Origin of the sequence: Microbacterium sp. ANT_H45B (assembly GCF_008369345.1) — a bacterium.
Lineage (GTDB): Bacteria > Actinomycetota > Actinomycetes > Actinomycetales > Microbacteriaceae > Microbacterium.
The window spans coordinates 278,050-300,425 of the sequence record NZ_VOBK01000003.1 but is presented as its reverse complement, the minus strand read 5'-3'; the positions used below and the strand labels follow the sequence as shown (position 1 = coordinate 300,425).

General features: G+C 68.9%; 21 protein-coding genes. 11 read left to right on the top strand and 10 right to left on the bottom strand.

Annotated elements, in window-relative coordinates:
* Positions 1–166: 166 nt before the first annotated feature.
* The 3 genes from FQ142_RS13645 to FQ142_RS13635 are packed head-to-tail and all read left to right on the top strand — an operon-like array spanning position 167 to position 2,566.
* Positions 167–982 (top strand): transporter substrate-binding domain-containing protein, encoded by an 816-nt coding sequence (locus FQ142_RS13645; protein ID WP_149423729.1) that lies wholly within the window; start codon positions 167–169, stop codon positions 980–982.
* Positions 983–1,016: 34 nt separating this feature from the next.
* Positions 1,017–1,814, top strand: coding sequence for an amino acid ABC transporter permease (locus tag FQ142_RS13640; protein WP_045254737.1), 798 nt, complete (start codon positions 1,017–1,019; stop codon positions 1,812–1,814).
* The gene (locus tag FQ142_RS13635) at positions 1,811–2,566 is read left to right on the top strand and encodes an amino acid ABC transporter ATP-binding protein (RefSeq protein ID WP_149423728.1); all 756 of its coding nucleotides are present in this window, start codon (positions 1,811–1,813) and stop codon (positions 2,564–2,566) included. Before FQ142_RS13640 ends, FQ142_RS13635 begins: the two co-directional genes overlap by 4 nt.
* Before the next feature lie 119 nt (positions 2,567–2,685).
* On the opposite strand, the gene FQ142_RS13630 is transcribed toward FQ142_RS13635, so the two are convergent.
* The 5 genes from FQ142_RS13630 to FQ142_RS13610 form a co-directional block, all read right to left on the bottom strand.
* The gene (locus FQ142_RS13630; RefSeq protein ID WP_149423727.1) at positions 2,686–3,765 is read right to left on the bottom strand and encodes an ABC transporter ATP-binding protein; all 1,080 of its coding nucleotides are present in this window, start codon (positions 3,763–3,765) and stop codon (positions 2,686–2,688) included.
* On the bottom strand, positions 3,762–4,556 hold the full coding sequence (locus tag FQ142_RS13625; RefSeq protein ID WP_056412492.1) for an ABC transporter permease: 795 nt from the start codon (positions 4,554–4,556) through the stop codon (positions 3,762–3,764). Before FQ142_RS13625 ends, FQ142_RS13630 begins: the two co-directional genes overlap by 4 nt.
* The gene (locus FQ142_RS13620; RefSeq protein ID WP_149423726.1) at positions 4,553–5,503 is read right to left on the bottom strand and encodes an ABC transporter permease; all 951 of its coding nucleotides are present in this window, start codon (positions 5,501–5,503) and stop codon (positions 4,553–4,555) included. The genes FQ142_RS13625 and FQ142_RS13620 overlap by 4 nt, the downstream gene beginning before the upstream one ends.
* The gene (locus tag FQ142_RS13615; protein ID WP_149423725.1) at positions 5,500–6,645 is read right to left on the bottom strand and encodes an ABC transporter substrate-binding protein; all 1,146 of its coding nucleotides are present in this window, start codon (positions 6,643–6,645) and stop codon (positions 5,500–5,502) included. Before FQ142_RS13615 ends, FQ142_RS13620 begins: the two co-directional genes overlap by 4 nt.
* 131 nt (positions 6,646–6,776) lie before the next feature.
* Positions 6,777–7,292 carry a GNAT family N-acetyltransferase gene (locus FQ142_RS13610; RefSeq protein WP_149423724.1) on the bottom strand — a complete coding sequence of 172 codons (516 nt, stop codon included), beginning with the start codon at positions 7,290–7,292 and terminating at the stop codon, positions 6,777–6,779.
* A 25-nt stretch (positions 7,293–7,317) separates the two neighbouring features.
* On the opposite strand from FQ142_RS13610, the gene FQ142_RS13605 reads away from it, so the two are divergent.
* Positions 7,318–8,145 carry a sulfite exporter TauE/SafE family protein gene (locus tag FQ142_RS13605; RefSeq protein WP_056412485.1) on the top strand — a complete coding sequence of 276 codons (828 nt, stop codon included), beginning with the start codon at positions 7,318–7,320 and terminating at the stop codon, positions 8,143–8,145.
* Between the two features lie 80 nt (positions 8,146–8,225).
* Here FQ142_RS13605 and aspS read toward each other — a convergent pair whose 3' ends face one another.
* Positions 8,226–10,007 carry an aspartate--tRNA ligase gene (gene aspS, locus FQ142_RS13600; RefSeq protein ID WP_149423723.1) on the bottom strand — a complete coding sequence of 594 codons (1,782 nt, stop codon included), beginning with the start codon at positions 10,005–10,007 and terminating at the stop codon, positions 8,226–8,228.
* A gap of 137 nt (positions 10,008–10,144) precedes the next feature.
* Between aspS and FQ142_RS13595 the strand changes: the two genes are divergently transcribed.
* Together FQ142_RS13595 and FQ142_RS13590 are read left to right on the top strand one after the other, a co-directional pair.
* Positions 10,145–10,519 carry a DUF5684 domain-containing protein gene (locus FQ142_RS13595; protein WP_056412479.1) on the top strand — a complete coding sequence of 125 codons (375 nt, stop codon included), beginning with the start codon at positions 10,145–10,147 and terminating at the stop codon, positions 10,517–10,519.
* A 1-nt stretch (position 10,520) separates the two neighbouring features.
* Entirely contained in the window at positions 10,521–11,150 is a 630-nt protein-coding gene (locus tag FQ142_RS13590) for a histidine phosphatase family protein (protein WP_056412476.1), read from the top strand.
* A gap of 36 nt (positions 11,151–11,186) precedes the next feature.
* Here the strand turns inward: FQ142_RS13590 and FQ142_RS13585 are convergent, their stop codons facing one another.
* A complete protein-coding gene (locus tag FQ142_RS13585; protein WP_149423722.1) occupies positions 11,187–12,089 on the bottom strand; it encodes an NAD(P)/FAD-dependent oxidoreductase in 903 nt (300 codons plus the stop codon).
* A 58-nt stretch (positions 12,090–12,147) separates the two neighbouring features.
* Here FQ142_RS13585 and FQ142_RS13580 point away from each other — a divergent pair, with 58 nt between their 5' ends.
* The 5 genes from FQ142_RS13580 (at position 12,148) to ccsB (ending at position 16,958) form a co-directional block, all read left to right on the top strand.
* On the top strand, positions 12,148–12,552 hold the full coding sequence (locus FQ142_RS13580) for a MerR family transcriptional regulator (protein ID WP_056412469.1): 405 nt from the start codon (positions 12,148–12,150) through the stop codon (positions 12,550–12,552).
* 80 nt (positions 12,553–12,632) lie between these two features.
* Positions 12,633–13,286 carry a TlpA family protein disulfide reductase gene (locus FQ142_RS13575; protein WP_149423721.1) on the top strand — a complete coding sequence of 218 codons (654 nt, stop codon included), beginning with the start codon at positions 12,633–12,635 and terminating at the stop codon, positions 13,284–13,286.
* Positions 13,287–13,302: 16 nt separating this feature from the next.
* Positions 13,303–14,082 carry a cytochrome c biogenesis CcdA family protein gene (locus FQ142_RS13570; protein WP_149423720.1) on the top strand — a complete coding sequence of 260 codons (780 nt, stop codon included), beginning with the start codon at positions 13,303–13,305 and terminating at the stop codon, positions 14,080–14,082.
* A 37-nt stretch (positions 14,083–14,119) separates the two neighbouring features.
* Complete coding sequence (locus FQ142_RS13565) at positions 14,120–15,970, top strand: cytochrome c biogenesis protein ResB (protein WP_149423719.1); 1,851 nt, start codon at positions 14,120–14,122, stop codon at positions 15,968–15,970.
* A 4-nt stretch (positions 15,971–15,974) separates the two neighbouring features.
* Positions 15,975–16,958: a c-type cytochrome biogenesis protein CcsB gene (ccsB, locus tag FQ142_RS13560; RefSeq protein WP_056412463.1), complete on the top strand. Its 984-nt coding sequence runs from the start codon at positions 15,975–15,977 to the stop codon at positions 16,956–16,958.
* 44 nt (positions 16,959–17,002) lie between these two features.
* Here the strand turns inward: ccsB and FQ142_RS13555 are convergent, their stop codons facing one another.
* Genes FQ142_RS13555 through FQ142_RS13545 form a run of 3 tightly spaced genes read right to left on the bottom strand, consistent with a single transcriptional unit; the run spans position 17,003 to position 22,326 of the window.
* Positions 17,003–17,599 carry a 2'-5' RNA ligase family protein gene (locus FQ142_RS13555; protein WP_262492154.1) on the bottom strand — a complete coding sequence of 199 codons (597 nt, stop codon included), beginning with the start codon at positions 17,597–17,599 and terminating at the stop codon, positions 17,003–17,005.
* Positions 17,600–17,644: 45 nt separating this feature from the next.
* Positions 17,645–19,540, bottom strand: coding sequence for a YhgE/Pip family protein (locus tag FQ142_RS13550; protein ID WP_149423718.1), 1,896 nt, complete (start codon positions 19,538–19,540; stop codon positions 17,645–17,647).
* A complete protein-coding gene (locus tag FQ142_RS13545; RefSeq protein WP_149423717.1) occupies positions 19,537–22,326 on the bottom strand; it encodes an MMPL family transporter in 2,790 nt (929 codons plus the stop codon). Before FQ142_RS13545 ends, FQ142_RS13550 begins: the two co-directional genes overlap by 4 nt.
* Positions 22,327–22,376: the final 50 nt, after the last annotated feature.

The following is a 22,376-nucleotide window of genomic DNA, read 5'->3' as shown; positions in this document are numbered from 1 at the left end:
CGGCGTCGCGATCCGAGCTGTAACACGGCCGTCATATTCGGTCACACTTGCAACACAAATGTGATCCGCAGAACACTGCCCGGGGCGGGCTCGGCAGGAGCGCGCGTGTTTAGATGTTCTCCTACCCGCCCGTGAGCAACACACCTCTCACTTTTCAGGAGCTGACATGCAGCGTCGCAACATCATCGCCGGGATCGCGCTCGCCGCGACCGCCACCCTCGCCCTTGCCGGTTGTGCGGGCGGCGCAGGAAGCGGCGGATCCGGTGAGCCGGCGGCGGGTGACGAGTACGACCTCGTCGAGGCCGGCACGCTCACGGTCTGCTCCGACATCCCGTACGCGCCCTTCGAGTTCGAGGGCGGCGACAACGGCACCGGGTACACGGGCTTCGACATCGACCTGCTCGACGCGATCGCGAAGGAGCTCGACCTCAAGCTGTCGGTGCAGGACGTCGGCTTCGACGCGCTGCAGTCCGGCACCACGCTCGCGGCCGGCACCTGCGATGTCGGGGCGTCGGCGATGACGATCACCGACGAGCGCAAGGCGAACATCGACTTCTCCGAGCCGTACTACGAGTCGCTGCAGTCGCTGCTCGTGCGCACCGACTCCGGCATCGAGTCGATCGACGACCTGTCGGGCAAGAACGTGGGCGTGCAGCAGGGCACGACCGGTGAGGCGTACGCGACCGAGAACGCCACGGGCGCGGAACTCGTGCAGTACCCCTCGGACGGAGAGCTGTGGCCGGCGATGCAGGCGGGTCAGATCGACGCCATCCTGCAGGACCAGCCGGTGAACCTCGAGCACGAGAAGGCCGACAACGCCTACAAGATCGTCGAGGAGTACGAGACGGGCGAGTCCTACGGCTTCGCGTTCGCGAAGGGCGAGAAGGACAAGCTGCGCGAGGCGATCGACGGAGCGCTGCAGGATCTGCGCGACAGCGGCGACTACAAGACCATCTACGACACCTACTTCACCGCAAAGTAACCGGCGAGCGACGTAGAGCAGGGAGACCTTGACAATGGCGTTGAGGCGCACCACGAAGAGCAAGCTGTACCGGTACACCGTCTATGCGGTGCTGATCGCGATCGTCGTCTGGGCGGCGGTCAGCACCGACTGGGCGAAGATCGGGCCGCTGTTCTTCAACCCCGAGATCGCGGCGAAGATGTTCCCCGGGATCATCACGACCGCACTCGTCAACACGCTGTGGTTCACCGCTGTCGCGTTCGTCGCCGGGCTCCTGCTGGGGGTCGTGCTCGCACTGCTGAAGCTGTCGAGCATCGGGCCGTTCCGATGGATCGCCACGGCCTGGATCGAGCTGTTCCGCGGGCTTCCCGCGATCCTCACGATCTTCGGTGTGGCCTTCATCCTGCCGATCGCACTGGGCATCTCGGGGCGTGACCTCGGCGGCCCGGTCGTGCTCGGTCTCGTCGGCCTCATCCTCGTGGCGTCGGCGTACATGGCCGAGACGATCCGCGCCGGCATCCAGGCGGTCCCGAAGGGGCAGACCGAGGCTGCGCGCTCGCTCGGCATGTCTCCCATGAAGACCACGTTCTGGATCATCGTGCCGCAGGGATTCCGCATCATCATCCCGCCGCTCACGAATGAGTTCGTGCTGCTGCTGAAGGACACGTCGCTGCTCTTCGTCGCGGGAACGTTCATCTGGTCGAAGGAGCTCACCAACTTCGCCCGTGACGCCGCGACGCAGAACACGAACGCGACGCCGCTGATCATGGCGGCGATCCTGTACCTGATCGTGACGATCCCCCTCACGCGCTTCAGCGCGTACCTGGAACGACGGATGGCGAAGCAGCGATGATCACCGATCTGATTGATGTCCACGCTCCGGCGATCGACCTGCAGGGGCTCGTCAAGAGCTTCGGCGACAACGAGGTGCTCAAAGGCATCGACCTCACCGTCACCGCGGGCGAGGTGGTCTGCATCATCGGCCCCTCCGGCTCCGGCAAGTCGACGCTGCTGCGCTCGGTGAACCTGCTCGAAGAGCCGACAGGCGGCAAGGTGCTGATCGAGGGGATCGATATCACCGACCCCGACGTCGACATCGACCGGGTGCGCACACGCATCGGCATGGTGTTCCAGAGCTTCAACCTGTTCCCGCACCTCGATGTGATGGGCAACCTCATGATCGCGCAGCAGCGCGTGAAGAAGCGGTCCAAGGCCGAGGCCGAGAAGATCGCGAAGGAGATGCTGGGGCGTGTCGGACTCGCCGAGAAGGCGGATGCGTTCCCCGGTCACCTGTCGGGCGGCCAGCAGCAGCGGGTCGCGATCGCCCGCGCGTTGTGCATGAACCCCGACATGATGCTGTTCGATGAGCCGACGTCGGCCCTCGATCCCGAGCTGGTCGGCGAAGTGCTGCAGGTCATGCGCTCGCTCGCCGACGAGGGGATGACGATGCTCGTCGTCACGCACGAGATGGGCTTCGCCCGCGAGGTGGGGTCGCGCCTGATCTTCATGGACGGTGGACACATCGTCGAAGAGGGTGACCCGCGTGAGGTGCTCGCCAGCCCGCAGCATCCGCGCACGCAGGACTTCCTGGCTCGCGTGCTCTGAGTTCGCGGTCGCACGACCGCTTCCTACGATGACCCCCTCCTGCCGGATGTGCAGGAGGGGGTCTTGTGTAGGGAGCGTCGGGTGGGGCGTCGCGCCTCGCCGATCCTGGAAGAGTCGACTCAGCCCCGCGGATGCACGGCGACCGGCTCGGGGGCGACCGCGATCCGTACACGGTCGCCGAACGCCGGATGGATGCCGGGTGCGTGCTGCAGCCGCACCAGCTCACCCGACTCGGTGCGCACGAGCGTGCGGCGCATGCTGCCGAGGAACGTGCTCTCCTGCACGAGCGCGTCGGTCGCGGCATCCGCTTCGGAGGCGAAGTGCACGTTCTCGGGCCGAAGGTACACATCGACGGGTCCGTCGGCCGGCGCCCGCAGGGGCAGCCGCTGTCCCCACACCACGACGTGATCGCCTTCGGCGACGCCGGAGACGACGCTCGAGAGACCGACGAACGCGGCCACTCCCGCTGTCGACGGTGACGTGTACAGCTGCTCGGGGGTGCCGATCTGCTCGATGGTGCCCGCGTTCATCACCGCGATCCGATCCGACACCGCCAGCGCCTCCTCCTGGTCGTGGGTGACGAAGACGGTGGTGATGCCGAGGCGCAGCTGGATCCGACGGATCTCGTCGCGCAGCTGCACGCGCACCTTCGCGTCGAGGGCGGACAGCGGCTCGTCGAGAAGCAGCACCTTGGGCTCCGTCACCAGCGCGCGGGCGAGCGCCACGCGCTGCTGCTGCCCGCCGGAGAGCTGGTGCGGGAAACGATCGGCGAAGTCGGCGAGTCCGACGAGGGCGAGGGCATCGAGCGCGCGCGCAGCGGCATCCGCTCTGCCGACACCGCGGCGGCGGAGCCCGAAGGCCGTGTTCTCGACCACTCGCAGATGCGGGAAGAGCGAGTACGACTGGAAGACCATGCCGATGTCGCGCTTGTTGGTGGGTACGCGGGACACGTCGCTGCCGCCGAGGAGGACAGCGCCGCCGTCGAGGCCCTCGAGCCCGGCCAGCACGCGCAGGAGCGTCGTCTTTCCGCACCCGGACGGGCCGAGCAGCGACACGAACTCGCCCGGCGCGATGTCGAGGTCGACGCCGTGCAGCACGGTGGTGCCGGAGTAGCTCTTCACGATGCCCTGCAGCTGCACGCGAGTGCCCTCGCCGGCCTCGGCGAGCAGCATGTTGTCGGCGGTCTCGGGAAGGGTCATGACTGGGCCTTTCGGGTGCCGCGAGCGACGCGGCCGATGAGGAGCAGGAGCAGGAAGACGAACAGCAGAGCCAGCAGCGTGAAGATCGCGGGAGCGTAGGGGTCCTGCTTCTGCACGACGACCATGGCGGTCTGGAACACCTGGCGGTTCAGCAGCGAGGCGATCGTGAACTCGCCGAGCACGACCGCGATCGAGATCAGCGAGGCAGCCAGCAGCCCCTGACGCAGATTCGGTGCGAGGACCTTCAGCACCACGGTCGGCCAGCTCGCGCCCAGGGAACGTGCGGCCTCGGCGAGCGTGCGCAGATCGGCGGCGTCTATCGACGCCTGGATCGAGCGATAGGCGAACGGGAGAACGGTGATGCCGTAGGCGAAGGCGAGCGTCCAGGTGCCGGTGCCGAGGGAGCGGCCGATCTGGAGGTAGATGGGCGCGAGCCCGACCACGAGCACGATCGCGGGGATCGAGATCGGCAGCAGCACCACGAACTCGAAGGCGGGGCGGAGCCTGCCGAAGCGCAGATTGACCAGGATCATGGTCGGCGCGAGCAGCAGGAGAACGATCGCCACCGTGACGAGGGCGAGGACGAGCGAGTTGCCCAGACCCATCCAGATCGGCCGGATCGCCGCGGATCTCGCCGGATCGAACACTGCAGCCCAGCGTTCGAGGCCGAGGCTGCCGTCGGTCTGGCGCAGCGTGTAGAGAAAGGTCGAGATCAGCGGGATCGCGAAGAAGGCTCCGACGAGGATGCCGATGATCCACCGGGTCACGGGGGAGGGAGCGAGGCGGTTCACGACTGCCACCTCGCTGCGCGGCGCTGGATGAGGGAGTAGAGGGCCATGACGACTCCGACGATGATGATCATGCCGAGCGCGAGAGCCCCGGCGAGGTTCTCTCGACCCAGCACGGTCTCACTCGTCAGCGCCGCACGGATCTGCAACGGCACGATCTGCGAACCCTGGCTGGCGAGGGCGGCGGCGGTCGCGTACGACGAGAACGCGTTGGCGAACAGCAGCAGCAGACTGGCCAGGAACGACGGGGCGAGCACCGGGACGCCGATGCGCAGCCAGAAGCTGGAGCGGGTGCCGCCCAGCGTGAGGTTCGCCTCTGCCCACTGCGGCTTGAGCGCGGCGAGGGCGGGCATGAACGTGATCACCATGAGCGGGATCTGGAAGTAGATGTACGGCAGGATCAGGCCGGGCAGCTCGTAGAGCCAGGTGCCGTTCGCGAAGATGTCGATGCCGAACGTGTCCTGCAGGAACAGCTTCAGCACGCCCTGGATGCCGATCGTGGCGATGAAGGCGAACGCGAGCATGACGCCGCCGAACTGGGCGAGCACACCCGCAACGGCATCCACCGTCGAGCGGACGACGCCCTCGGGGTTCATGCCGAGGAGGGCATAGCAGACGAGGGCCCCGACGATCGCGCCGACCACGGCGGTCAGCAGCGACAGCCCGGCGGAGTTCGCGAAAGTGGTGAGCACGACGGGATCGACCAGAGCCGAGACGTTGCTGAGGGTGAAGGCGCCGTCCTTCGTGAAGAACCCCGAGCCGATGGCCAGAACGGTCGGCACGGCGAGGAACAGCAGCACATACGCGGCGAAGGGCACGAGCCCCAACCAGGCAGCGGACGGCCCCGAGCGCTGGGCCCGCGCGGTCGACGCGGGCCCTGCGCTGTGAGCGGTGGGGGTGACGGGGGCGGATGCCGGGGCATCCGCCCCCGTCGTGGTGGCCGTGGTCACTGGACGGCCGCTGCCCACTTCTCGCCGAGCAGCGTGCCGGCGTTCGTCGACTGCTCCTCGGTCGGCACGACCGTCTCGCTCGGGACCTCGGGCAGGGCCGCGGCCAGGTCGGCGTCGATCGTTCCGGCGTCGGTCATGGCCTCCATGCGCGCGGGACGCGCGCCGCCCTTGAGCCACAGGTTCTGCACCTCGTCGCTGTAGAGGAACTCCTGCCACAGGCGTGCGGCTGCCGGGTTCGGGGCATCCTTGTTGATCGCCTGGTTGTAGTAGCCCGCGTATCCGGTGCCGTCGAGGACGACGACCTTCCAGTTCTTGTTGTCTGCCGCGTGCGCGGCGTTCAGGTAGTCCCAGTCGAAGACGACCGGCGTCTCGCCGCTCGCGACGGTCGCCGTGGTGACGTCGACTTTGAGCAGGTTGCCCGCCTTCTGCAGGTCGGCGAAGAAGTCGATGCCGGGCTGGAAGTCGTCGAGCGTGCCATCGGACTGCACGGTCGCGAGACCCACAGCCGCGAACGCAGCGCCTGCCTGCGTCGGGTCGCCGTTGATGGCGACCGCACCCTTGTAGGCGGCGTCCTTCAGGTCGTCGAGGGTCTTCGGGGCGTCGAACTTCGACGAGTCGTAGCCGATCGACATGTACCCGCCATAGTCGCCGACGAACAGGCCGGTCGGTTCCTTGAGCTCATCCGGGATCTCGTCCCACGTCTGCACCTGGTACGGCGCGAACACATCGGTGTTCTGCAGCGCGACCGTCAGGCCGAGGTCGAACACGTCGGGCGCGGTGTCCAGGCCCTCGTTCGTCTTCGCCGCCTGGATCTCCTCGGCGCTCGAGACGTCGGGCGAGGCCTCGTTGACGGTGATCTCCGGGTACTTCTCGGTGAAGAGATCGATGATCTCGCCGTAGTTCGCCCAGTCCCGCGGAAGCGCGATGACGTTGAGCTGGCCCTCGGCCTTCGCGGCGGCCTCGAGGTCGGCGAACGAGCCGAAGTCGTCGACCGAGGTCGCGGCGGCTGCGTCGACGGCATCGCCCTCGCCGGCTGCGGCGGGGGTCTCCGCCCCTGTGGCGCAGGCGGTGAGGCCGAGCGCAGCGGCGGTGAACAGGGCGATGCCCGCGCCGATGCGCGCGCGGCGGTGGAAGTTGGTCATTAGGATCCTCTCGGTGCCCGGCGTTGCGCGCCGGATTCGGGTTGCGAGAGGACACTATGAGCCGCGGGTTGCCGATCGGACCTGGGCCGGTGAACGGGAGGTGGCCGGGGTGTGGCGGGTGGGAGCGGGCCTCAGGCGCGGGGAACCCGGTACTTGAACCCGACGTGCGAGCCCACGTATCCCAGTCGCTCGTAGAACCGGTGCGCGTCGGTGCGGGCGGCGTCCGAGGTGAGCTGCACCATCGCCGAGCCCAGGGCCGGTGCCGCATCGTCGGAGACCCAGCGCATGACGGCGGAGCCGATGCCCGCCGAGCGCAGATCGCTGCGCACGCGCACGGCCTCGACGAGCAGACGTCTCGCACCGCGTCGCGCCATGCCGGGGATCGAGGTGAGCTGCAGGGTGCCGACGACGGCTCCGTCGAGCTCGACCACGAGCAGGTCGTTCGACGGATCGGCGAGGATCTCCTCGAGAGCCGATGCGTAGGCGGGGCGGTCCTCGACGGACGCGACGTCGCCGCGCGACGCGCTGATCGGGTCGTCCGAGAGCAGGGCGATCACGGCATCCGCGTCGTCGATGACGGCTCTGCGCAGGGTCGCGGCGCCCGCTCGGGAATCGATGGGGAAGGGCAGGGCGAGAGCGTCGAGCATGCTCTCAGTCTGACATCCTGGACCGATGGACATCGGCAGTGTGCTCGGGCTCGAGCAGCTCACCTGGGGCACGCTGATCCTCGTGATCGTCGCGGCATTCGCCGCGGGGTGGATCGACGCGGTCGTGGGTGGCGGCGGGTTGCTGCAGCTGCCCGCGCTGCTGCTGATCCCCGGCATGTCGCCGATCCAGGCGCTCGCCACCAACAAGCTCGCCTCCGTCTTCGGCACGGCCACCAGCAGCGTGACGTACTACCGACGTGCGAAGCCCGACATCCGAACCGCTCTGCCGATGGCGGTGATCGCCCTCGTCGGATCGTTCGGAGGAGCGGCCGTCGCCACCGTGCTGCCCGCTGCGGCCTTCAAGCCGATCATCGTCGTGGCGCTGCTCGCCGTCGCGCTGTTCACCGCCTTCCGGCCGCAGATGGGGGCCGCCACGATGTTGCGCTTCAGCGGCCACAGGCATCACATCATGGCCGGACTGTCGGGACTCGTGATCGGCTTCTACGACGGGCTCATCGGCCCCGGAACCGGGACATTCCTGGTGATCTCGCTCGTCGCGCTGCTCGGCTACGACTTCCTGCAGGCGAGCGCCAAGGCGAAGATCGTGAACCTCGCCACGAACGCCGGTGCCCTGCTGCTGTTCATCCCGCACGGTGCGGTGCTGTGGCTTCTCGGCGGCATCCTCGCCGTCGCGAACGTCGCGGGCAGCTACCTCGGATCCCGCATGGCGATCTCGAAGGGAGCGCGGTTCATCCGCATCGTCTTCCTCGCCGTCGTCGTCGTGCTGATCGCGAAGCTCGGCGTCGACGTGTGGAACGAGAACATCGCTCCCGCTCTCGCTGCCCTCCGTTGACGCCGCCGTGCCGCGGCACGGCGGCACAAACGAAGAGGCCCCCTCCCGTGTGAGCGGAAGAGGGCCCCATGGTGCGAGGGTCAGGCCTCGTCGTCCTCGGGCTCGTAGTCGACGCCGGCCTCGGCGCGCTGCTCGGGCGTGATCGGAGCCGGCGCGGCGGTCAGCGGGTCGAAGCCGTTGCCGGACTTCGGGAACGCGATAACGTCGCGGATCGACTCGGTCTTCGTCAGGTGCTGCAGCACGCGGTCCATGCCGAGCGCGATCCCGCCGTGCGGGGGAGCGCCGAACTTGAACGCGTCGAGCAGGAAGCCGAACTGCTCCTGCGCGACCTCGTCGCTGATGCCCATGACCTCGAACACGCGCTTCTGCACGTCTTCGCGGTGGATGCGGATCGATCCGCCGCCGAGCTCGGAGCCGTTGCAGACGATGTCGTACGCGTAGGCGAGAGCGGACCCGGGGTCGGTGTCGAACGTGTCCTGGAACTCCGGCTTGGGTCCGGTGAACGCGTGGTGCACGGCGGTCCAGGCTCCGGCGCCGACGGCGACGTCTCCGGATGCGACGGCATCGGCTGCCGGCTCGAACATCGGCGCGTCGACGACCCACGTGAAGGCGAACTCGTCGGGACTCAGCAGACCCAGTCGACGGCCGATCTCGACGCGGGCGGCGCCGAGGAGCGCACGGCTCTCCTTCGTCGATCCTGCCGCGAAGAACACGCAGTCACCGGCGGAGGCGCCGACGAACTCGGCGAGTCCGGCCTGCTCGGCCTCCGACAGGTTCTTCGCAGCGGGGCCGCCGAGAGAGCCGTCCTCGTTGAAGAGCACGTAGGCGAGGCCGCGGGCTCCGCGCTGCTTCGCCCAGTCCTGCCACGCGTCGAGCTGCTTGCGGGGCTGCGAGGCGCCGCCGGGCATGCGCACGGCACCCACGTACTCGGCCTGGAAGACGCGGAAGGGCGTCTCGGCGAAGTACTCGGTGGCCTCGATCAGCTCGAGTCCGAAGCGCAGGTCGGGCTTGTCGGAGCCGTACTTCGACATCGCCTCGGCGTAGGTCATGCGCGGCAGCGGGGTCTGCACCTCGACGCCGATCGTCTTCCACATCGCCTGGATGAGCGACTCCATCAGGGTGATGACGTCTTCCTGGTCGACGAAGCTCATCTCGATGTCGAGCTGCGTGAACTCCGGCTGGCGGTCGGCGCGGAAGTCCTCGTCGCGGTAGCAGCGGGCGATCTGGTAGTACTTCTCGACACCGCCGACCATGAGCAGCTGCTTGAACAGCTGCGGCGACTGCGGGAGCGCGTACCAGCTGCCCGGGTGCAGGCGCGCGGGCACGACGAAGTCGCGAGCGCCCTCGGGGGTCGAGCGGGTGAGGGTCGGCGTCTCGACCTCGGTGAAGTCCTCGCCGTGCAGCACATCGCGCACGGCCTTGTAGACGTTCGAGCGCAGACGCAGAGCAGATGCCGCGGCGGGGCGACGCAGGTCGAGGTAGCGGTACTTGAGGCGCGCCTCTTCACCCACCGTCTCGGTGTCCGCCACAGCCGTGGACACCTGGAACGGCAGGGGGGCCGACTCGTTCAGAACCTCGACGTCGGTCGCGATGAGCTCGATCTCGCCGGTCGGCAGGTTCGGGTTCGCGTTGCCGTCGGGGCGGCGCGACACCTCGCCGGTGACCTTGAGCACGAACTCGTTGCGCAGCGGGTGCGCGATCTCCTCGTCGCGGATGACGACCTGGGCGATGCCCGATGCATCCCGCAGATCGATGAACGCGACTCCTCCGTGATCACGACGGCGATCGACCCAACCCGAGAGGGTGACGGTCTGACCGATATGCTCGGCTCGCAGTGAGCCTGCCGAGTGGGTGCGAAGCACGGAGGATTCCTTCTGTTCTGGGAGATGATGAACCCGCCCAGTCTACGTGGGCGGGTGCGGGGGCTCGGGCGCGGGTGTCCCGCCTCCCCGTGCGGCGGCATATCGGTCAGTAGGATCGCCACGACGGAAAGGCACTCATGGACTCCAACGGAATCTCCGACCTGTACGCATCGATCTTCTCGGGAACCTCGGGGCTGATCGTCCTGGCCTTCTACATCCTGGTCGTGATCGGCCTCTGGAAGGTGTTCACGAAGGCCGGATACCCCGGCATCCTCGCGCTCATCCCCTTCGTGAACGTCATCTTCCTCGTGAAGATCGCCGGGATGTCGGGATGGCTCGCACTGCTCTACCTGATCCCGATCGTGGGATTCATCTTCGGCATCTTCGTCGCGATCCGGATGGGGGAGCGCTTCGGCAAGGGCGGGCTGTTCTCGTTCTTCCTCCTGTTCGTCTTCCCGTACATCGGATATCTGATCCTCGGCTTCGGCGAATCCCGCTACCGACAGGTCTGACATGGTGGCGTCGCGTCTGCACCTCGTCCGCCACGGAGAGGTGCACAACCCGAAGCGCGTCCTCTATGGGCGGCTGCCCGACTACCACCTGAGCACGGCCGGTCGGACGATGGCGCAGGCGGCAGCCGACCACGTCGCCGGCCTCGGCCGGGAGGTGACGACGCTCTACGCCTCCCCGCTGGAGCGGGCGCAGGAATCCGCCGAACCGTTCGCCGCACGATTCGATCTGGTCCCCGAGATCGACATCCGTCTGATCGAGCCCACGAACGTGTTCGAGGGCACGCAGATGAAGCGCTCGCTGATGAACCCGCTCAACTGGTGGCACCTGCGTCAGCCGTCGCTGCCGAGCTGGGGTGAGCCGTACACCTCGATCGCCGAGCGCATGCTGGGTCTGATGGCCGAGGCATGGAGGTCGGTCGACGGTGGAGATCTGGTGATGGTGTCGCACCAGGCGCCGATCTGGATCACACACCTCCGGGTGGCGGGTCTGCCGTTGCAGCACGACCCGCGCACCCGGCGCTGCGCGCTCTCGAGCGTCACCTCGTTCGAGCTCGTCGGCGATGTGTGGCGCGAGGTCGCCTACGCGGAGCCCGCCGCGACCGGCGGCGCGATCGACGTCGGGGCGGTCTGACTGCCCGTCTCACGCGCCGGTCGGCGTGGATACGGGTCAGTGCGCCATGAGGGACTGGATGACGCCGACCGCCGCGATCTGACCGGCGGCGGCCGCGAGCAGCACAGAGGCCATCGGCCCCGGCAGCGAGGCCCGGTGCGCGAGGTCTCCCGCGGCGAAGATCCCTGGCAGCGAGGTGCGACCGAAGTCGTCGATCTCGATCGACCCCGACGGCAGCATTCCCAGGGCGAGGTCATCGGCGAACGGCGCGCGCTGGCGGAGTGTTCCGGATGCCACGAAGACGCCTGCCACCGTCTGCGCGCCACCGGACTCCGTCGAGATGCGCACGCCGTCGCCGTGCGCGGCGACGGAGGCCACCGGCTCCGTGCTCGCCCTCGCGCCGAGTCGTTCGAGCAGCTGCGCCTCCTCTGCGGTGAAGCGCTCGTCGATCGGGTAGACCGTGATGTCCCCGACGATGCGACCGAGCAGTCCGATCAGGTGCTCGGCACGCGCGACGGGGCCGAGGATGCCGATCGGGCGGCCGGCGTGCTCGTGCCCGTCGCAGAACGGGCAGGCGAAGGCCTTCAGGCCCCACAGCTGCTGCAGGCCGGGGACGGCGGGGAGGTCGTCGGCGACTCCCGTCGCGAGGATGACGCGTCGGGCCTCGACGCTGTCGCCGTCGGTGAGGGCGATCGTGAAGTCCCCGTCGGCGCCGGTCACGTTCTGCGCCCCGACCTCGCGGATCTCGACATCCGCGTAGGCGGCCAGTTCCTTCCTGGCGGTGGCGCGGAAGTCCGCAGGAGCCGCGCCGTCGTTGGTGATCACGTTGTGCATGTGCTGCACGGTGCCGTTGCGGTACTCGCCCGAGTCCAGCAGCAGCGTCGACCGATGCATCCGTCCGAGTGTGAGTGCCGCCTGCAGGCCGGCGGGTCCTGCGCCGATGACGATCGCGTCGTACATGTGGGTCCTTCCGAAGGGCTCGCTTGCTTTCGAGCTCAGTCTGTGACTTCATGTCAACATGAAGTCAAGCGCGCAGAATCCCTGGTCTGTCGGCGAGGTCGCCGCGCGGTTCGATCTGCCGACCAACGTGCTCAGGCATTGGGAGTCGGTCGGCCTGCTGCGGCCCGCACGCGACGCCGCGGGCCGGCGGCGGTACGGGGAAGACGAGGTCGTGCAGGTCGCCGTGATCCAGCGCAGCAAGGCTGCGGGCATGACCCTCGATCAGATCGCGGTGCTGCTCGACGACAGCGCCCGGGGTCGGCACGAGGTGCTGCAGCGACACCTCGACGACCTGGACCGCCGGATGGAGGAGATGCGGCGCTCGCGGGAGATCACCGAGCATGCGATGAACTGCCGGGCGCACGACATCACGAGCTGTCCGCGCTTCCGCGCCGGCGTCGAGGACGTGCTGGCACGCTTCTGACAGGGGCGTGATCCCGACTCGCGCCGGGCCTGCACGAGCGCCCGGCCCATGCATAGGAACCCCTGCGTAAACTGGGAATCGTGCCACTCGCCTCGACGGTTCCTCCGATCCGCAGCGGCCGCCCCTCCCGCATCCGGCCCGTCCGCCGGTCGGTCGGTGTCGCGCTCGCCGCGGTGCTCGCCATCGGTCTGAGCGCATGCGCTCCCGATCCCGTGAACGACTCGTTCCTCAGCGGAGACAACCCCGGATACGTGGCCGCCGACGGCGCGATCGTCGAGATCCCCGTCGCGGAACGCGGTGAGCCCGTCACGGCGTTCGGCGGCGTGACGGAGGACGGCGAGGACTTCGACAGCGCCGAGCTGGCGGGCAAGGTCACTGTCGTGAACTTCTGGTACGCCGGCTGCGCCCCGTGCCGCGTCGAGGCCGAAGACCTCGAGAACGTGTGGCAGGAACAGGGCGGCGACGACGTCGCCTTCCTCGGCATCAACACCCGCGATCAGGCCGACACGGCCAAGGCGTTCTCCGCCGAGTTCGGCGTGACCTACCCGAGCCTGATCGATGTCGACACCGCCGAGGCGAAGCTCGCGTTCGCGGCATCCGTGCCGATCCAGGCGACGCCGACGACCCTCGTGCTCGACAAGCAGGGCAGGGTCGCCGCGCGCATCATCGGGCCCATCGACGGCACGTCGATCCTCTCGACGCTCGTCAAGGACGCGCTCGCGGAGGACTCGTGATCCTCCCGGGAGCGGCGTGAACCCCGAAGCGATCATCGGATCGGGAGCCCTGTGGCTCGCGATCCCCGTGGCGATGCTCGCGGGACTCCTGTCGTTCCTCTCGCCCTGCGTACTGCCGCTGGTGCCCGGATATCTGGGATTCCTCGGGGGAGCTGTGGCCCCCCGGCGTGCACCCGGCACGGCGAACGGTTCGCCGACCACGACCGTCGACGCCCCCGCGCGGGGACGCCTGGTCGTCGGCGTCCTGCTCTTCATCCTCGGTTTCAGCCTCGTCTTCGTCTCGTTGACGGCGCTCGGCGGCATCGCCAATGTGTTCCTCATCCAGTGGGGCGAGCTCATCACGCGCATCCTCGGCGGGGTCATCATCCTCATGGGGCTGGTGTTCCTCGGCCTCTTCGGCTTCGCCCAGCGCGAGGTGCGGTTCCACGTCGATTCGAAGGCGGGACTGATCGGCGCGCCGCTGCTCGGCGTCGCCCTCGGCGTCGGGTGGGCGCCCTGCATGGGTCCCACGCTGGCCGCGATCTTCGCGCTGAGCTTCAACGCGGGTGACCCGGTGCGCGCAGGCTCCCTGGGACTCGCCTACTCGCTCGGCCTCGGCATCCCGTTCCTGCTGGTCGCGCTCGGCTTCGGCTGGGCGACGAAGGCGATCGGATTCCTGCGCCGTCACATCCGCGTGGTCAACATGATCGGCGGCGCGCTGCTGATCGCCCTGGGACTGCTGATGGTCACGGGGCTCTGGACCGACATCATGTCGAGACTGACGGCGGTGATGAACAGTGTCATCCTCCCGCTCTGATCAGGACGACCGGAAGAAGACGCATCGGAAGGATGCCGTGAGCAGCACAACCGAGAGGTCGAGCGATCCGCTCCGGCCGTCCGACCATGTCGACGGCGAAGAGTCGATCACCCAGCCCCGCCTCGGCCTGGTGGGCTGGCTGCGCTGGGGATGGCGTCAGCTGACGTCGATGCGCACCGCGCTGATCCTGCTCCTCGTCCTGGCCATCGCCGCCATTCCCGGCTCGATCTTCCCGCAGCGGATGGCCGACCCCAACGGCGTCACCCAATGGGAGCGCGACAACCCCGATCTCTTCCCGATCCTCGACGGCCTGAAGCTGTTCGACGTCTACCTGTCGCCGTGGTTCTCGGCCATCTACCTGCTGCTGTTCGCCTCGCTCGTGGGCTGCGTGATCCCGCGCATCAGGCACCACGCCAAGGCGCTGCAGGCCCGGCCGCCGCGCACCCCCGCCCGCCTGCAGCGGCTCGCCGACTTCCGTGCGGTCGAGCGCACCTCGACGGATGCCGCGACCGATGCCTCCGCGTCGATCGACATCGCGCAGAAGCAGCTCAGAGCTCTCGGCTACCGGGTCGAGCGCTATGACGACAAGCGCTCGTCGTCGGTCTCGGCCGAGCGCGGATACTGGCGCGAGACCGGCAACCTGCTGTTCCACCTCGCCTTGGTCGGTGTGCTCATCACGGTCGGCGTCGGCGGCGGCTTCGCCTACACCGGCCAGCGCGTGCTGGTCGAGGGCGAGACATTCGCGAACACTCTGCTCGACTACGACTCGATGAACCGCGGTCGCTTCGTCGGCGACGGGGCGCTCGCGCCGTACTCGATGCGGCTCGACAGCTTCGACGTGACCTATCAGCCGTTCGGCGAGCCCGGATCCGGTCAGGCCGGCGATTTCTCGGCCAACGTCACGGTGCAGGAGAACGGCGAGGAGCGCACCGGCTCGGTCAAGGTCAACGAGCCGCTCGGCGTCGCGGACGACAACGTCTTCCTGCTCGGCAACGGCTACGCCCCGACGGTCACGGTGCGCAACCCCGAGGGCGATGTCGTCTTCACCAACAGCACGCCGTTCCTGCCGCAGGACAACAACATGACCTCTCTCGGAGTCCTCAAGATCCCGGACGGTCTCAGCGAGCAGGTCGGCCTGGTCGGCTTCTTCTACCCGACCACCGGGGTGCTCGACACCGGGGCGTTCTTCTCGGCCTTCCCCGAGCTCACGAACCCGACCCTCACGCTCGACGTCTACACCGGTGATCTCGGCATCAACGAGGGCATTCCGCGCTCGGTGTACGTGCTCGACACCACGGGGATGACGAAGGTCACCGGGCGCTCGACCGACCTCGAGTCGATCGAGCTGACGCCCGGCCAGACCGCGGATCTGCCGAACGGCATGGGAACCGTGACCTTCGAGGACGAGTCGCCCGCAGGGGCGACCGATGCCTCGCAGTCGGTCAAGCGGTTCGCGTCGCTGCAGATCCACCGCGACGCCTCGGGGCCGTGGGTGCTCGGCTTCGCGCTCCTCGCGCTCGGCGGCCTGATGCTCGCTCTCTTCATCCCGCGCCGCCGCGTCTGGGTCAAGGCGACCGCCGCCGACGGCGCGGTCTCGCTCGAGTACGCCGGACTCGCTCGCGGCGAGGACCCGACCCTCGCTCACGCGGTCGACGACCTCGTGGCAGGGCACGCCAGACTGCTCGACACAGCGGGCGTCACCGCCGCCGTCCCCGAGCCCGAGGAAGAGCCCGAGCCCGAGCCCGAGGAAGTGCCCGAGACCGCGCCCGCGAAAGAGCCCGGGATCGCGGAAGAGCCCGGCTCCGACGACCGGCTCGACGCCGACGCGCAGACAGACTCCGAGCGCGAGGCCGACGGCCCCGCATCCGACACGCCGAAAGTAGACTGACACCATGTTCGACCTCGAAGTGATCTCGCCGATCCTGCTCTGGACGTCGATCGCGATCTACGCGGCGGCCTTCGTGGCCTACGCCTTCGATCTCGCGCGTCGGTCCCAGCTGTCGGCCGATTCGGCGAACGTCCGCGAGTTCGAGCTCGTCGGCGCCGGGGCGCGCGGCTCGTCCGCGGCACGTGGCGCCAAGGGCACCGCGGCATCCGACTCCGCCCCGCAGCGCTTCGTGATGGCGCGCATCGGCACGTCGCTCACCGTCCTGGCGTTCATCTTCCAGCTCGCGGCGACGCTCACCCGTGGGTTCGCCGCCGGCCGTGTGCCGTGGGCCAACCTGTACGAGTTCGCGATGATGGGCACGCTGCTGATCGTCGCGGTGTTCCTCGCGGTGCTCGTGCGCGTCGACCTGCGCTTCCTCGGGACCTTCATCACGGGACTGGTCGTGGTGCTCCTCGGGCTCGCGGCGACGAACTTCTACGTCGACGTCTCGCCGCTGATGGATCCGCTCAAGAGCGTCTGGCTGGTGATCCACGTCTTCGTGGCGTCGCTGGGCACAGCGTTCTTCGCCCTCGCCTTCGCGCTCTCCGTGATCCAGCTCATGCAGTCACGCCGTGAGCGCCTCATCTCCGAGGGCGCGGAGAAGACCGGACCGGGATTCCTGCGCACCTTCCCCGGGTCGGAACGGCTCGAGAGCATGGCCTACCGGTTCACGATCATCGGCTTCATCCTCTGGACGTTCACGCTCATCGCCGGATCGATCTGGGCGTACTACGCGTGGAGCCGTTTCTGGGGCTTCGACGTCAAGGAGACCTGGACCTTCGTGATCTGGGTTCTCTACGCCGGATACATCCACGCCCGTGCGACGCGCGGATGGCGCGGCAACAGGTCGGCATGGCTGGCCATCGTCGGCTTCTCGGCCGTGCTGTTCAACTTCACGATCGTCAACGTCTTCTTCAAGGGCCTGCACGCCTACTCCGGCCTCAGCTGAACGTCCGGCCTCACTACTCCCTCAGCTGAACGACCGGATCCCGGTCATCGGAACGACCGCAGTCCGAACGGGATCACCTCGGCGTGCTCGACGCCGTCTTCGTACCAGACGAACTCCGCCTCCGAGATGGTCTCCGCCGGGCGCTTGCCGAGCGACCGACGGGACTTGTGCGACAGCTCGGACCAGGCGGCGCCCGAGAGCGTCTTCGCGTAGATCACGGAGAGGTGGAAGGTCCACTCCGCGGTGTCGCGCTCATCGAGGCGACGGAAGTCGGTGGCCTCGAGCGCCGTGCTGAGCTTCGCATAGGCCGACACCAGCGACGACGTGCGCGTCAGTCGCAGGATCACGGTCTGCCATGGCGACGGGAACACGTCGACGGCCTCGGCGATGACCTCGATCGGATGCAACGCCACGGCCCATTCACGGATCAGTGAGAGCACCTCCTCGCGTCGCTCGGGTTCGTGGAAGGCGCGGAGCGTGACGTGCTCGGTGTGAGGATGCGGCGCGTCCATACGGCCGAGTGCAGACCGCTGTTCCGCGCGGTAGGCGTCGGAGACGGCCCTCGTCGGGCGCAGCACGAGATACTGCTGCCCTTCCAGTGACGCGAGCTGGGAGGGCGAGGACATGAAGGGGCGGCGCATCTCCTGATCGTACGTGCGTCGAGCCCGGCCCGAATACGCGGACGCTCAGGCGGCGGCGAACGCGGCTCGGGCCGAGGTCGTGCGGCGCAGCGTCACCGCGAGCGTCGTCGCGACGAGCGACAGCACACCCCAGACGATCAGCGCCGCGAGGGCGCCTCCGCTGCCGGCGATGAGTCCGCTGAAGGCCGGCGCCGTGGGCAGCGCCGCGGCGAGACCGGACAGCCACCCCGGGACGGTCGACACGAGCCCCGTGGCGATCGCCAGCACGCCCACGAGAGCGCTCACCCAGCGACCGATTCCCCCGAACACGGCGACCAGTGCCTGGTTGACGGCGGCGAAGGCCACTCCGGCCAGCACGGCGGTGCCGGCGAATGTCCACCATGCGGCGGCGTCGTAGCCCGCGACGATCTGCACGATCAGCGAGACGAGCACACCCTGTGCCGCGCCGATCGCGGCGGCCGGGGCGAACGCGCGCAGGGCCAGCCCCGCCGACGACCGTCGAGAGGTCAGAGTGCGCGCCGTATGGGCGCGCATCACCAGGAACGAGGCGAGGCCGCCGAACCACAGCACCACCGCGGTGAGGAGGGGGATCGCGGTCGGACCGAAGATCGTCGACTCGTCGGCGCCCTTCGAGGCCACCGGGTCGGCGATCACCGAGGCGAGCGAGGTCGACTGCGCGTCGGTGAACGACGGCAGCGAGTCCGCGGCGGTCCGCAGTCCGCCCGCGAGATCTCCGGTCCCCGTCGCGAGGGTGTCGAGGCCCGTGGCGAGGTCGGTGGCACCGGTCGCGAGATCCGTGGCGCCGCTCGAGAGCTGTCCTGCGCCGCTCGACAGCGCGCGGGCACCGCCGGCCGACTGGTCGAGTCCCTGGTAGGCGAGCTGGTTCAGTCCGTCGGCGATCGTCGTCGCCCCGGCGCCGGCCTGGCTCAGCTGGCTGGCGACGGTAGCGGGGAGCGTCGAGAGCTGCTGCACACCGGCATCCGTCTGGGTGGCTCCCGACGAGAGCGCGACGAGCTGATCGCAGTAGGCCTGGGGGAAGCCGCTCGGCACGCACGTGTCGGCGAGCTGCTGCAGACCGCTCGCGACCTGCGCGGATCCCGCGGCGAGCTGCTGGGCGCCCGCGGCCTGATTCTGCAGTTCCGTCGCGCCGGCGGTCAGGCCCTGCCCGAGGTTCGCGGCGCCGGCGGCGGCCTCCCGCGTCTTCGACGAGAGGGTGTCGAGGCCGGACGCGAGAGAGGATGCCCCCGTGCCGAGCTCGGCGGCGCCGGATGCGAGCTGCGTGGCGCCGTCGGGGATAGCCGTGGCACCGGTGGCCGCGTCCCGTGCCCCGGTGGCGAGCTGGGCGGCACCGTCGGCGGCGTCGCCGATCTGGTCGCCGATGGTCGTGAAGCCGACCAGGATGTTCTCGGTGGTGGCCTCCGAGAGCAGGGTGCCCATGCTGGAGGCGGCGACGTTCGCGATCTGACTCGTGATGAGGTCGTCGGCCACGAGCCCGTCTTCCGGAGTGGTGACCGTGATGGTGGCCTGCTGCGCATCGGAGGCGGCCTCGCCACCGCCGTCGGAGATCGCCTGGCCGGACGAGGTGGCCGCCTTCGAGAAGTCCTTCGGGATCGTGATGACCGCCTGATACGAGCCGTCGGCGAGGCCGTCGGAGGCATCGTCCTTGTTCGAGATGACCCAGGTGAGGTTCGAGTCGAGGTCGTCCGACCCCTCCACCAGGCCTGAGGCGAGCTGCCTGCCGAGCGGTGTCAGCTGCCCGTCGATCTCGACGGGCTCATCGAGGTTGACGATCGCGGCGGTCATGGAGTCCAGGCGCTCGGTCGGATTCTGCAGCGCGGCGACCAGGATGCCGCCGACGGCTGCGGGCAGCAGCAGGATGCCGAGGATCGTCAGCCAGGTGATGGGCTTGCGCGAACGTGCGCGCTCGATGGGGAGGGTCATGCGGTCACCTCGGTCGATTCGGAGGAGTCGTCTGCGGCGGGGAGGGCAGAGGATGGGCGTCGGGGTGTGTCGATGTCGATCACGGCGACGGGTGTGCGCCCGGCATCCGCGAGCAGTCGCTCGGCGAGCTCCGGGGAGAGCGAGGTGAGCAGCAGCGCGGTCGAGGTGCGTGCGTCTCTCAGGCGTGCGGCGAGCTGGTCGTGCTCGGCGGAGGAGAGCCGGTCGACACCGTCGATCACGACCACGGACGGCCTCCCGCGCAGCGCCTCGGCGAGGTCGGCGGACAGATCGGTCGTGTCGGTGGTCAGGACGGCACCGACGTGGGCGCGCACCCACGCCGCGCGGCCGGGCAGCAGGTGGCCGGCGACGCGCAGCCGGCCGTCGTCCGCGGACAGGCGGCCCGCGATCGCGAGCGACAGGGCGCGCAGAGCGCCGGGGGACGACCCCGTGATCACCGCGGAGCCCCCGGGAGCGAGGCGCAGATGCACGCTCACGACGCCGGCGGCCTCGATCGTCAGATCGTCGGCGGCCACCACGGAGTCGTCTCCCGGCCACTCCGCGAGGTGGCGTTCGCGCTCGACCGCCTCGCCCTCGATGTCGACGCTCGGCAGGATCCTCTCGAGCCAGGCCGGGATCTCCCAGGCGCGCTCGCCCAGGATCGCCATCAGCGCGGGGATCAGCGTCATCCGCACGAGGAACGCGTCGATCGCGATGCCCGCGGCGAGCCCGAGTGCGATGGGCTTGAGTGAGGAGTCTCCTTCGGGCACGAAGGCCACGAACACGGCGAACATGATGAGCCCTGCGGCGGTCACGACCTTCGCCGAGCCCGTGAAGCCGCTGCGCACGGCGCGCAGTGCCGCGGCGCGGCGGGTCGCCCGGTCGGGGCTCCTGCCGGCGGGGTCGTGGACGTAGTCCTCCCGCATCCGCGAGACGAGGAAGACCTGGTAGTCCATCGCGAGACCGAACAGGACGCCCATGAGGATGATCGGCATGAAGCTGATGATCGGGCCGACCTTCGCCACATGCAGGGCATCGGCGAACCAGCCCCACTCGAACACCGCGCCGACGACGCCGAATCCGGCGACGATCGAGAGCAGATATCCCGCGGCGGCGGTGATCGGCACCCAGAGCGAGCGGAACACGATCGTGAGGAGGATCAGCGAGAGGCCGATCACGAAGATGCCGAACGGCAGGAGAGCGTTGCCGAGCTGGTCGGAGATGTCGATCCCGACGGCGGTGAAGCCGGTGACCTTGAGGTCTATGTCGTACTTCTCGAGCCACTCGTCGTGATGGGCGCGGAGCTCGCGCACGAGATCCGCGGTCGCGGGGTCGTCGGGCGCGGTCTCGGGGATGAGCTGCACGATCCCGGTGTCCGCGGTCTCATTGGGGGTCGAGAGCGCGACCTCCTTGACGCCGTCGATCTTCGCGACGTCGTCGCCGAGGTCCTGCATGAGGGTCAGCGGATCGGTCGAGGTGACGATGGTGCCCGTCAGGATGAGCGGGCCGTTGAACCCCGGGCCGAATTCCTGGGCCACGAGGTCGTAGCTCTGACGCGCTTCGGAGGCCTTCGGCAGCACGCCGGCGTTCGGCAGTGCGAGATTCAGGCTCAGCGCGGGGACCGCGACGATGCCGAGCCCGATGATCACCGCAAGCGAGACGAGGATCGGGCGCTTGGTGACCCCGGTGACCCAGCGGTCGCTGGCCTGGCGGCGCGGGGCGGGGGTGGACTCGCCCTTCTTCGCCTTCGGCGCTCGGCGGGGCCGACCGGCGACGCGGCCCTTCATGAATCCGAGCAGCGCCGGGGTGAGGGTCACGGCGATCGCGACGGCCACCGCGACGGCGGCCGACGCGGCGATGCCCATGGTCGTCAGGAACGGGATGCCGGCGAAGCCGAGCCCGATCAGCGCGATCAGCACGGTGACGCCGGCGAAGACCACGGCCGAGCCGGCTGTGCCGACGGCGCGCGCGGTCGACTCCTCGGGGTCGACGCCGTCGCGGACCTGATCCTGGTGCCTGGCCATGATGAACAGCGCGTAGTCGATGCCGACCGCGAGCCCCAGCATCAGGGCGAGCAGCGGGGTGGTCGACGAGACGGTGGCGAAGGCCGTGGCCGCGAAGATCCCCGCCATCGAGATGCCGACGCCGAGCACGGCGGTGAGCAGCGGGAGCCCTGCCACGACGAAGGAGCGGAACGTGACGATCAGCACGAGGAGGGCGATCAGCAGTCCGACGGCCTCGGTGAGGGTGACCCCGGGGATGGACGTGGCGAACAGCTCCCCGCCGAGCGAGGTCTGCGAGCCCGACGGAAGCTCGTCCGAGAGGTCCGCGACCACGGAGCGGAGGTCATCGCGGGTCTGGTCCGACACGTCGGTCGCCTGTCCGTCGAACTGCAGACGGATGATGCCGGCGGTCTCGTCGTCGTTGATCATGCCGCTGACGTTCTCGTCGTACGGCGACGTGGCCGACAGCACCGAGTCGTCGAGGTCGGCGAGCCGGTCGACCGCATTCTCGATGTCGCCCCGGTATGCGGCGTCGGTCACGTGATCGCCGTCGGCGGCGACCACGATGATCTGCGCGCTGGTGCCGCTGACGGCGGGAAAGGAGCGGTTGAGCTGCTCGAGGCCGGCCTGCGACTCGGTGCCGGGGATCGAGAAGGAGTTGTCCGTGCCCGCTCCGAGAACGAGCGCTCCGGCTCCGGCGATGCCGAGCGCGAGCAGCCAGGACAGGAGGACGCGCCACGGGTGGCGGTACGACCAGCGGCCGAGCGAGGACAGGAGAGTGGACACGGAGCTCCTCGGAAGATGCGGGTTTGGATACACGACTGTATCCAATACAT

Excerpts from the sequence above, each read along its gene's own strand:
- FQ142_RS13645 (WP_149423729.1), top strand. The coding sequence starts at position 167 with ATGCAGCGTCGCAACATCATCGCCGGGATCGCGCTCGCCGCGACCGCC.
- FQ142_RS13640 (WP_045254737.1), top strand. The coding sequence starts at position 1,017 with ATGGCGTTGAGGCGCACCACGAAGAGCAAGCTGTACCGGTACACCGTC.
- FQ142_RS13635 (WP_149423728.1), top strand. The coding sequence starts at position 1,811 with ATGATCACCGATCTGATTGATGTCCACGCTCCGGCGATCGACCTGCAG.
- FQ142_RS13630 (WP_149423727.1), bottom strand. The coding sequence starts at position 3,765 with ATGACCCTTCCCGAGACCGCCGACAACATGCTGCTCGCCGAGGCCGGC.
- FQ142_RS13615 (WP_149423725.1), bottom strand. The coding sequence starts at position 6,645 with ATGACCAACTTCCACCGCCGCGCGCGCATCGGCGCGGGCATCGCCCTG.
- FQ142_RS13610 (WP_149423724.1), bottom strand. The coding sequence starts at position 7,292 with ATGCTCGACGCTCTCGCCCTGCCCTTCCCCATCGATTCCCGAGCGGGC.
- FQ142_RS13605 (WP_056412485.1), top strand. The coding sequence starts at position 7,318 with ATGGACATCGGCAGTGTGCTCGGGCTCGAGCAGCTCACCTGGGGCACG.
- FQ142_RS13595 (WP_056412479.1), top strand. The coding sequence starts at position 10,145 with ATGGACTCCAACGGAATCTCCGACCTGTACGCATCGATCTTCTCGGGA.
- FQ142_RS13590 (WP_056412476.1), top strand. The coding sequence starts at position 10,521 with ATGGTGGCGTCGCGTCTGCACCTCGTCCGCCACGGAGAGGTGCACAAC.
- FQ142_RS13585 (WP_149423722.1), bottom strand. The coding sequence starts at position 12,089 with ATGTACGACGCGATCGTCATCGGCGCAGGACCCGCCGGCCTGCAGGCG.
- FQ142_RS13580 (WP_056412469.1), top strand. The coding sequence starts at position 12,148 with ATGAAGTCAAGCGCGCAGAATCCCTGGTCTGTCGGCGAGGTCGCCGCG.
- ccsB (WP_056412463.1), top strand. The coding sequence starts at position 15,975 with ATGTTCGACCTCGAAGTGATCTCGCCGATCCTGCTCTGGACGTCGATC.
- FQ142_RS13555 (WP_262492154.1), bottom strand. The coding sequence starts at position 17,599 with ATGCGCCGCCCCTTCATGTCCTCGCCCTCCCAGCTCGCGTCACTGGAA.
- FQ142_RS13550 (WP_149423718.1), bottom strand. The coding sequence starts at position 19,540 with ATGACCCTCCCCATCGAGCGCGCACGTTCGCGCAAGCCCATCACCTGG.